Origin of the sequence: Dermacoccus sp. CCH2-D9 (genome assembly GCF_001556795.1) — a bacterium.
Classification (GTDB): domain Bacteria; phylum Actinomycetota; class Actinomycetes; order Actinomycetales; family Dermatophilaceae; genus Dermacoccus; species Dermacoccus nishinomiyaensis.
Genome location: NZ_LSJT01000136.1, coordinates 1 through 8888, shown reverse-complemented (window position 1 = coordinate 8888; position 8888 = coordinate 1). Strand labels below are relative to the sequence as shown.

The 8888-nt window shown below is 69.9% G+C and carries 7 protein-coding genes; 5 read left to right on the top strand and 2 right to left on the bottom strand.

What is annotated here, in order from left to right; all coding sequences use genetic code 11:
* Together AX669_RS11230 and rlmN are read left to right on the top strand one after the other, a co-directional pair.
* A partial coding sequence (locus AX669_RS11230) for a phosphatidate cytidylyltransferase (protein WP_156445001.1) occupies positions 1 to 532 on the top strand: 532 nt, incomplete at its 5' end.
* 17 nt (positions 533 to 549) lie between these two features.
* On the top strand, positions 550 to 1734 hold the full coding sequence (rlmN, locus tag AX669_RS11225; protein ID WP_006944853.1) for a 23S rRNA (adenine(2503)-C(2))-methyltransferase RlmN: 1185 nt from the start codon (positions 550 to 552) through the stop codon (positions 1732 to 1734).
* Positions 1735 to 1824: 90 nt separating this feature from the next.
* On the opposite strand, the gene AX669_RS11220 is transcribed toward rlmN, so the two are convergent.
* On the bottom strand, positions 1825 to 2928 hold the full coding sequence (locus tag AX669_RS11220) for an LOG family protein (protein ID WP_006944873.1): 1104 nt from the start codon (positions 2926 to 2928) through the stop codon (positions 1825 to 1827).
* Between the two features lie 88 nt (positions 2929 to 3016).
* Between AX669_RS11220 and AX669_RS11215 the strand changes: the two genes are divergently transcribed.
* Positions 3017 to 4924: an acetate--CoA ligase gene (locus tag AX669_RS11215; RefSeq protein ID WP_062258485.1), complete on the top strand. Its 1908-nt coding sequence runs from the start codon at positions 3017 to 3019 to the stop codon at positions 4922 to 4924.
* A gap of 168 nt (positions 4925 to 5092) precedes the next feature.
* Here AX669_RS11215 and AX669_RS11210 read toward each other — a convergent pair whose 3' ends face one another.
* Complete coding sequence (locus AX669_RS11210) at positions 5093 to 6343, bottom strand: trans-acting enoyl reductase family protein (protein ID WP_062258483.1); 1251 nt, start codon at positions 6341 to 6343, stop codon at positions 5093 to 5095.
* Between the two features lie 112 nt (positions 6344 to 6455).
* Between AX669_RS11210 and AX669_RS11205 the strand changes: the two genes are divergently transcribed.
* Together AX669_RS11205 and AX669_RS11200 are read left to right on the top strand one after the other, a co-directional pair.
* Entirely contained in the window at positions 6456 to 7835 is a 1380-nt protein-coding gene (locus AX669_RS11205) for an L-serine ammonia-lyase (RefSeq protein ID WP_062258481.1), read from the top strand.
* Positions 7836 to 7964: 129 nt separating this feature from the next.
* The coding region (locus tag AX669_RS11200) for a 1-deoxy-D-xylulose-5-phosphate reductoisomerase (RefSeq protein WP_062258479.1) at positions 7965 to 8888 on the top strand (924 nt) is incomplete at its 3' end.

Here is an 8888-nt window from a genome sequence, read left to right as displayed (position 1 = left end):
CGTCCTCGTCTTCATCGTCTGGGGTGCGGCGAGCAACCGCCTCGCGCCCGACACCGCGTCGGCGGCGCTCATCGCGCTGTACGTGCCGGCGCTCGTGTCGTTCGCGATGATGCTCCTGCATGCTGATGACGGCGTCAGCCGCATCATCACGTTCATCCTCGTGACGATCGGCAGTGACATCGGCGGCTACGTCGCCGGCGTGCTGTTCGGCAAGCACCCGATGGCGCCGACCGTCAGCCCCAAGAAGTCGTGGGAGGGCTTCGCCGGGTCGTGGCTGAGCTGCGTCGTCATCGGCGTGCTGACGGTGACCCTCATCCTGCACGCGCCGTTCTGGGTCGGCATCCTGCTCGGCTCGCTCGTCGTCGTCGCGGCCACCGTCGGCGATCTGTGCGAGTCGATGATCAAGCGCGATCTCGGCATCAAGGACATGAGCAACCTCATCCCGGGTCACGGCGGTCTCATGGACCGTCTCGACTCGCTCGTTCTCGCGGCCCCCGTCACCTGGGCCGTTCTCACCGCGTTCGCCAGCTGAGGCGAGGAGTTCTTCCATTGAGCACCACCGAATCGACCACGACCGACCTGCCCGAGCCGACGGCGAAGCGTCCCGTTCCGGGCCAGCTGACGTTCACCGCGCCGCGGCGCGGCAAGCCGCCGAAGCACCTGGCGGACTTCGACCTCGCCGGGCGTCAGGCGTTAGCGAAGGAGCTCGGGCTGCCCGCGTTCCGCGCCAAGCAGCTGTCGAACCACTACTTCGAACGCTTCGTCGCCGACCCTGCCGAGATGACGGACCTGCCGAAGAACGGGCGCGAGGAGATGGTCGCGCAGCTCATGCCGACGCTGCTGACGAGCATCAAGACGCTCGTCGCCGACGGCGGTAACACGCTCAAGCAGGTGCACCGCCTGTTCGACGGCGCGCTCGTCGAGAGCGTCATCATGCGCTACCCCGGCCGCGTCACGATGTGCATCTCCAGCCAGGCCGGCTGCGGCATGAACTGCCCGTTCTGCGCGACCGGGCAGGAAGGGCTGACGCGCAACCTCACGACGGCGGAGATCGTCGAGCAGGTCGTCGCCGGCGCGCGGTTGCTGCGCTCCGGCGAGCTGCCCGGCCTCGACGACGACGAGCGCGAGACGCCGCTGCGCGTCAGCAACGTCGTGTTCATGGGCATGGGGGAGGCGCTCGCCAACTACCGCCAGGCGATCGACGCGATCAAGCGGCTCGTCTCGCCCGCCCCGGAGGGGCTCGGCATGTCGGCTCGCGGCGTGACGATGTCGACGGTCGGTCTCGTGCCGGCCATCGACAAGCTCGCGGCCGAGGGCATTCCGGTGACGCTGGCGCTGTCGCTGCACGCGCCCGACGACGAACTGCGCAACGAGCTGGTGCCCATCAACACGCGCTGGAGCGTCGACGAGGCCCTCGATGCGGCGCATCGCTACTTCGAGGCGACGGGGCGTCGCGTCAGCATCGAGTACGCGCTCATCAAGGACATCAACGACCAGGGCTGGCGCGCGGATCTGCTCGCGAAGAAGCTCAACGCGCGTGGCAAGGGGTGGGTGCACGTCAACCCGATCCCGCTCAACCCGACGCCGGGCTCGAAGTGGACGGCGTCGCGCAAGGGCGTCGAGCAGAACTTCGTCGAGCGCCTACGCGCGGGCGGCATCCCGACGACGGTGCGCGACACGCGTGGTTCCGACATCGACGGAGCGTGCGGGCAGCTCGCCGCCAAGACGGCCTGACACGAGCAGCTCGCCCCGATCATCGCCCCAAATGCGTCATTCGTGATGCGTTTGGGCCGATGATGCGTCAAGCCTGAGGCTGCGATGAGCTCAGGCGCCCGTCAACACTGCGAACGCCTCCGCGGGCGTCTCGACGAGGTGGAGGTGGTCGGCGAAGCGTCGCCCCGCCGCGAGCGCGGTGAGCGCCGGCCAGACGGGGACGACGTCCGTCCACTGTGCGCGCCCGACGAGGACGAGGTGCGGCAGCGGCACGTCGTCGGCGGCGTAGTACAGCGGCGTGACGCTCTGGAAGATCTCCTGCACGGTGCCCGCGGCGCCCTCGAGGACGATGATGCCGCCGCTGGCGCCGGCGAGCAGGTCGTCCTCGCGCAGGGCGTTGGAGAAGAACTTGGCGATGACGTCACCGAAGACGTTGGGCGGTTCGTGGCCGTAGAACCACGTCGGGATGCCGACGCTGCGCACGTCGTCACCCGCGCCATCAGCCACGCCCAGCAGCTCGCGCGACGCGAAAGCGCTGTGCGCCCAGGCGTCGATGCTCGGACGGAACGACTCGACGCTCGCCAGGCACTCCAGCGCCGTGTCGAGGCCGCCGACGCGGTCAGCCGCGCCGAGGTTCGCAGCCTCCATCGCGCCGGGCCCGCCGCCGGTCAGGACGACGTGGCCGCCGCCGGCGAGATCACGCGCCAACCGGGCGATCTCGGCGTACGCGGTACTCGTGCGTCCCATCGCGTGACCACCCATGATGCCGACGGTGCGTCGGCCCTCGAGGCTCTCGTGCAGGGCGTCGCGCATCGACTCGTCGTGCAGCCCGCGCATGGCGCCCGCATAGGCGTCATGCGCCACGCGGCAGTCACGCGACCAGCGATACGCCTGCGCGTCAGGGGTGTGTTCGTAGCCGCGCTCGAGGCCAGCATAGAGCTCGCCGGCGGAGTAGAGACGCGCGCGGTAGGGGTCGATCGGCAGGTGCGGATCGCTGGGAAACAGGATGGCGCCGCGGTCGGTCAACGTCCGAGCCGTGGACGCCGGCACGTGGCCGCCGAGCACGACGAGACCGTCGAAGCGGTTCGGCAGAGCGATCAACGCCTCGCCGGCAGCGCTGGCGAGGTCGACGCCCTGCAGCCGCAGACCGCTGACGGTTCCGCCGTCCTGCAGATGGGCGAGCAGCTCGTCGGCCGAGTGGATCTCACGAAGCATGAGGCCAAGCGTGGCACACGAGCGATTCGTCGCCGAGCACGGCGGCGAACTCACCCGGAACCTCGCGATCACGAGGCAAGATGGGTGTATGACCGACGTCACGTTCGACCACGCCTCACTCCACGTGCGCAGCCTCGACGACCCCGAGGGGTTCTGGCTCGAGGCCGCCAGCGGCGTCGACTGGATCACCCGACCCAAGGGGGCGCTCGACGCCTCGAGCGCCCCGCTGTACCGCTGGTTTCCCGACGCGCGGCTCAACACCTGCTACAACGCGCTCGACCGGCACGTCATCGCCGGCCGCGCCGATCAGCCGGCGCTCATCCACGACAGCGCCGTCACCGGCACGAGCCGCACGTACACCTACGCCGAACTGCTCGACGAGGTCGCCCGCCTCGCCGGGGTGCTCCAGGCGCTCGGGGTGGAGAAGGGCGACCGGGTCGTCATCTACATGCCGATGATCGCGGAGGCCGTCATCTCGATGCTCGCCTGCGCGCGCATCGGGGCGGTGCACTCGGTTGTGTTCGGCGGCTTTGCGCCCACCGAGCTGGCCGCACGCATCGACGACGCCCAGCCCAAGGTCGTGCTGTCCGCGAGCTGCGGCGTCGAGCGCACCCGCGTCATCGAGTACAAGCCGATGCTCGACGCGGCACTCGCCCGCGCGTCGCACGAGGTGGGGCACTGCGTCATCGTGCAGCGCCCGCAGTGCGAGGCGAGCCTGGGGGAGAAGGACTTCGACTGGGCGCAGGTCATGGCGCCTGGTGCGGTGCAGCCCGCCGGCTGCGTCGCCGTCGCGGCCACCGACCCGCTCTACATCCTCTACACCTCCGGCACGACGGGGCGGCCGAAGGGCATCGTGCGTGACAACGGTGGCCATGCCGTGGCCCTGACGTGGTCGATGAAGCACGTCTACGGCATGGAGGCCGGTGACGTGTGGTTCACGGCCAGCGACGTCGGCTGGGTGGTCGGCCACTCCTACATCGTCTACGCGCCGCTGTTCGCGGGCCTGACGACGGTGCTGTACGAGGGCAAGCCCGTCGGCACCCCGGACGCCGGCGCGTTCTGGCGCATCGTCGAGCAGTACGGCGTCGCGGGCCTGTTCACGGCGCCGACGGCGATCCGCGCGATCAAGAAGGAGGATCCGGACGGCTCGTTGATCGCCGGGCACGACCTGTCGTCGTTGCGGACGCTCTTCCTCGCCGGTGAGCGCCTCGACCCCGACACCTACGCCTGGGCGCACGACAAGCTCGGGGTGCCGGTCGTCGACAACTGGTGGCAGACGGAGACGGGGTGGCCCATCGTCGCGAACCCGGTCGGCATCGAGTCGTTCGCGCCGAAGCCCGGATCGGCGACCAAGCCCCTGCCCGGCTACGACGTGCAGGTGCTCGCGCCCGACGGCTCGCCCGTCGAACCAGGCGTCGAGGGTGCCGTGTGCCTCAAGCTGCCGCTGCCGCCCGGTACGCTCGCGACGCTGTGGGGTGGCGACGAGCGCTACGTCAGCTCCTACCTGTCCGCGTTCGAGGGCTACTACCTCACCGGTGACGGCGGCTACATCGACGACGACGGGTACGTGTGGGTCATGGGCCGCACCGACGACGTGCTCAACGTCGCGGGGCATCGCCTGTCGACGGGCGCCCTCGAGGCCGCGCTCGCGGGGCACCCCGCCGTCGCCGAGTGCGCCGTCATCGGGGTCGCCGACCAGCTCAAGGGCCAGGTGCCGCGGGCGCTCGTCGTGCTCAAGGCCGGGCGGGAGTACACCGACGACGAGTTGCTCACCGTCCGCGACGAACTCAAGGCGCGCGTGCGCGCCGAGGTCGGGGCGCTCGCCTCGCTCAGCGACGTCGACGTCGTCCAGGCCCTGCCGAAGACGCGATCGGGCAAGATCCTGCGCAAGACGATGCGCCAGATGGCCGACGGTGAGACGCCCCAGGTGCCCGGCACGATCGAGGATGCCAGCGTCCTCGACGCTCTCGGTGAGGTGCTGCGCCACCACTCGTGACGTTCGCGACGCCGCGCGGCGTCGTCCGCGCCGGCTATGACGAGCTGGTGCTGCACCTCGGCGCGGCGGCTGCCGATCTCGGCGCATGCCGAGAACGGTTCGTCCCCGGCACCGCATCGGTCCCGGGGACGAACGCTACGTCACTCGAACTCAGCCGAGCTTTCGAAATCAGCCGAGCTTCGTCACCTCGAGCGTCACGCCGTGCTGACGCAGGCGCTCGGCATACGGCGCCCCGAGGGCGACGGCGGGCGTGAGGACGCCGCCGTCCGCCTCGCCGGGCAGCGTCGGCAGGTCGCCGAGCGCCAGCGTCACGGCCGCCTCGCCGAGCATGACGGCCGTCGCCTTGTAGCCCGGGTCGCCCTGCGAGGCGACGATCGAGCGGTAGCGGGCGCCGCTCGTCGTCGTCGAGCGGATGTCCATGCGGAAGAAGCCCTTCTCGCGCGCTTCCTCGCTCGGGCCGCTGCCCGGCGCGGGGACGAGGCGTTCGAGCAGCGGGCGCAGACGCTTGACGCCCATCGCGCCGAAGCCCGCCCCCAGCGCACCCGCGACGGCGTACGCCATCGCGCGACCCTTGACGCCCTTGCCGGCCTTCATCACCTCGCGGTAGCGGAAACCCGAGCCGTACGCGTGGCCGAGCAGCGCGTTGCTGCGGCGCACGATGCGCGTGTTGTAGGAGGCCATGAGGAACGGCGCGACCCACGCGTCGACGTCGTCGGAGTACCACACCGACAGCGAGTCCTTGAACTCGCCGCTCGGCTCGCGCGAGCGGTCGGGGGAGAGGGAGAACTTGTCGCCGGCGATCTTGCGGCGAGCGGGGTCGTCGGCGATGTCGTCGGCCTGCTGCATCGCCGAGGCGATCGTCCCGCCGCTCATGCCGCCCTTCATCGACGCGTACTCGGTCGTCGCCGTGAGCTCCCCGTCACCGGCCTCACGCGCCGTCTGGGCGAGCAGGAAGACGCCGAGGTCGGAGGGCACCGAGTCGTAGCCGCACGAGTTGACGATGCGTGCGCCGTTCGCGCGGGCCGTCGCGTCGTAGCGGTCGATGCAGTCGTGGGCGCAGAGCACCTCGCCGGTGAGGTCGACGTAGTGGGTGCCGGCCTCGGCACAGGCGCCGACGAGCGGCAGACCGTGGCGCGCGTACGGGCCGACGGTGGAGATGACGACGCGTGCCCGGTTCGCGAGGGCGTGCAGCGACGCCTCGTCGCCGGAGTCGGCTGTCACGATGCCCCAACCGGCGGCGGCTGCGGCCTCGGTGCTCAGGTCGTCGCGCACCTTCTCGACCTTCGAGGCGGTGCGTCCGGCGAGGGCGATGCGGATGTCATTCGGCGCGTGCTCGGCGAGGTGCTTCGCGACGAGCCGGCCGACGAACCCGGTCGCGCCGTAGAGGACGATGTCGAATTCTCGCGTCGTATCAGTCATGCTCCGCAGGCTACCGGTGAGTCACCTGCGCTGCCCACATACCTGAGGGGGGCCTCGATTACTCGTGTGGCCACATTGTGTGCGAATCTGTCCGCATGATGGATGGTGTGGCATGGCGCTGAGTGCATTCGAACTGTACTCGATCGGTATCGGACCCTCGTCGTCCCACACCGTCGGTCCGATGCGAGCCGCGGGGCGGTTCCTCGAATCCCTGCGCGAGGCAGGGCTCTTCGACGACGTCGCGCGCGTCCAGGTCGAATTGTGCGGGTCGCTCGGGCAGACCGGCCACGGGCACGGCTCCGACAAGGCGGTCGTCCTCGGCCTGATGGGTGAGGACCCGGAGACGGTCGACACCGACACCGCGGACGCGCGTTTCCACGCGGTCAAGGAGACCCACCGCCTTCTGCTCGGCGGCCTGCGCGCGGTGCCCCTCGACGACGACGACCTCGTCCTGCACCGCCGCAAGACGCTGCCCGGGCACCCGAACGGCATGATCGCTCGGGCGCTCGGCGCTGACGGATCGGTGCTTCTCGAGCGCGTCTACTACTCCGTCGGAGGCGGGTTCGTCGTCGACGAGGACGCGCTCGGCGCCGACCGTGTCGTGCAGGACACGACGCCCGTCGAGTTCCCGTTCAACACGGGCAAGGAACTGCTCGAGATCTGTGCGCGCACGGGTCTGCCGATCAGCGAGGTCATGATGCGCAACGAGCTGTCGTGGCGCACCGAGGAGGAGGTGCGCTCGGGCATGCTGCACCTGTGGTCGGTCATGGATCAGTGCATCACCAACGGTTTCTCGACCGAGGGCACCCTCCCCGGCGGGCTCAAGGTGCCGCGCCGCGCCCCCGCCATCCACCGTGCGCTGCAGCAGCAGGTCGAGCCCGGCTACCCGATCGACCCGCTCGATGTCATGGACTGGGTCAACCTGTTCGCCATGGCCGTCAACGAGGAGAACGCCGCGGGCGGGCGCGTCGTCACCGCGCCGACGAACGGTGCGGCCGGCATCATCCCCGCCGTCCTCAAGTACTACGTCAAGTTCGTCCCCGGCGCGGATGAGGACGGCATCGTCCGGTTCCTGCTGACGGCTGCGGCCATCGGCATCCTGTTCAAGGAGAACGCCTCCATCTCGGGCGCCGAGGTCGGCTGCCAGGGCGAGGTCGGCTCGGCGTGCGCGATGGCGTCCGGTGCGTTGTGCGAGGTCATCGGCGGCAACCCCGAGCAGGTCGAGAACGCCGCCGAGATCGGCATCGAGCACAACCTCGGCCTGACGTGCGACCCTGTCGGCGGGCTCGTGCAGATCCCGTGCATCGAACGCAACGCGATCGCCTCGATGAAGGCGATCAACGCCGCTCGCCTGTCGCGTCGCGGTGACGGCAAGCACACCGTCAGCCTCGACCAGGCGATGAAGACGATGCGCGAGACCGGCCGAGACATGAGCGTCAAGTACAAGGAGACGGCACGCGGCGGGCTGGCCGTCAACGTCATCGAGTGCTGACGTCCGGGCGAGCGGCGGCCGTCACCGGGTCTCACTGAGGCGCTGAGTGGCGACGCCTCGCGTCGTGAGCGATGGTTCGTCGCAGCGGGCTCGGGGGCGGTTGTCAGACGTCTCGTACACAATGGGGGCGTGACCACCCAGCGCACCGTCTCCCTGCTCGGCTCCACCGGTTCGATCGGCACCCAGGCGTGCCAGATCGCGCGGAACAACCCCGAGCGCTTCCGCATCGTCGCGCTCAGCTCCGGCGGGCGTGACCTCGAGCTCGTCGCGCGTCAGGCCGTCGAGTTCGACGTCGAGCTCGTCGGTATCGCCTCCGGTGACGCGGCACGGCTCGAGACGCTCATCGCCGATGCGGCGTCGGGCGCAGGCAAGCAGGTTGTCAGCCGCGTCGTCAGTGGTGACGACGCGTCGGTGCAGGTCGCGAGCGTCGGCGCGGACGTCGTGCTCAACGGCATCACCGGTTCGATCGGTCTGCGCCCGACGATCGCAGCGCTCGAGGCGGGCAGCACGCTGGCGCTCGCGAACAAGGAGTCGCTCATCGTCGGTGGCCCGATCGTCAAGCGTCTCGAAAGGCCCGGGCAGATCGTGCCCGTCGACTCGGAGCACTCGGCCATCGCGCAGGCGCTCACCTCCGGTACGCACGACGAGGTTCGCAAACTCGTCGTCACCGCCAGTGGAGGGCCGTTTCGCGGCATGAGCCGCGCCGAGCTGGCCGACGTCACACCCGCACAAGCCCTGAAGCACCCCAACTTCGCGATGGGCAAGGTCATCACGACCAACTCGGCGACGCTCGTCAACAAGGGCCTCGAGGTGATCGAGGCCCACCTGCTGTTCGACATCCCGATCGATCGTGTCGAGACGGTTGTGCACCCGCAGCAGTACATCCACTCGATGGTCGAGTTCGTCGACGGCGCCGTCGTCGCACAGCTCGGCCTGCCGACGATGCTCGTGCCGATCGCGATGGGCCTCGACTGGCCGCACCGCATCGCGGGCGTGGAGACACCGATCGACTGGACGAAGGCGATGGACTGGCGGTTCGAACCTCTCGACGAC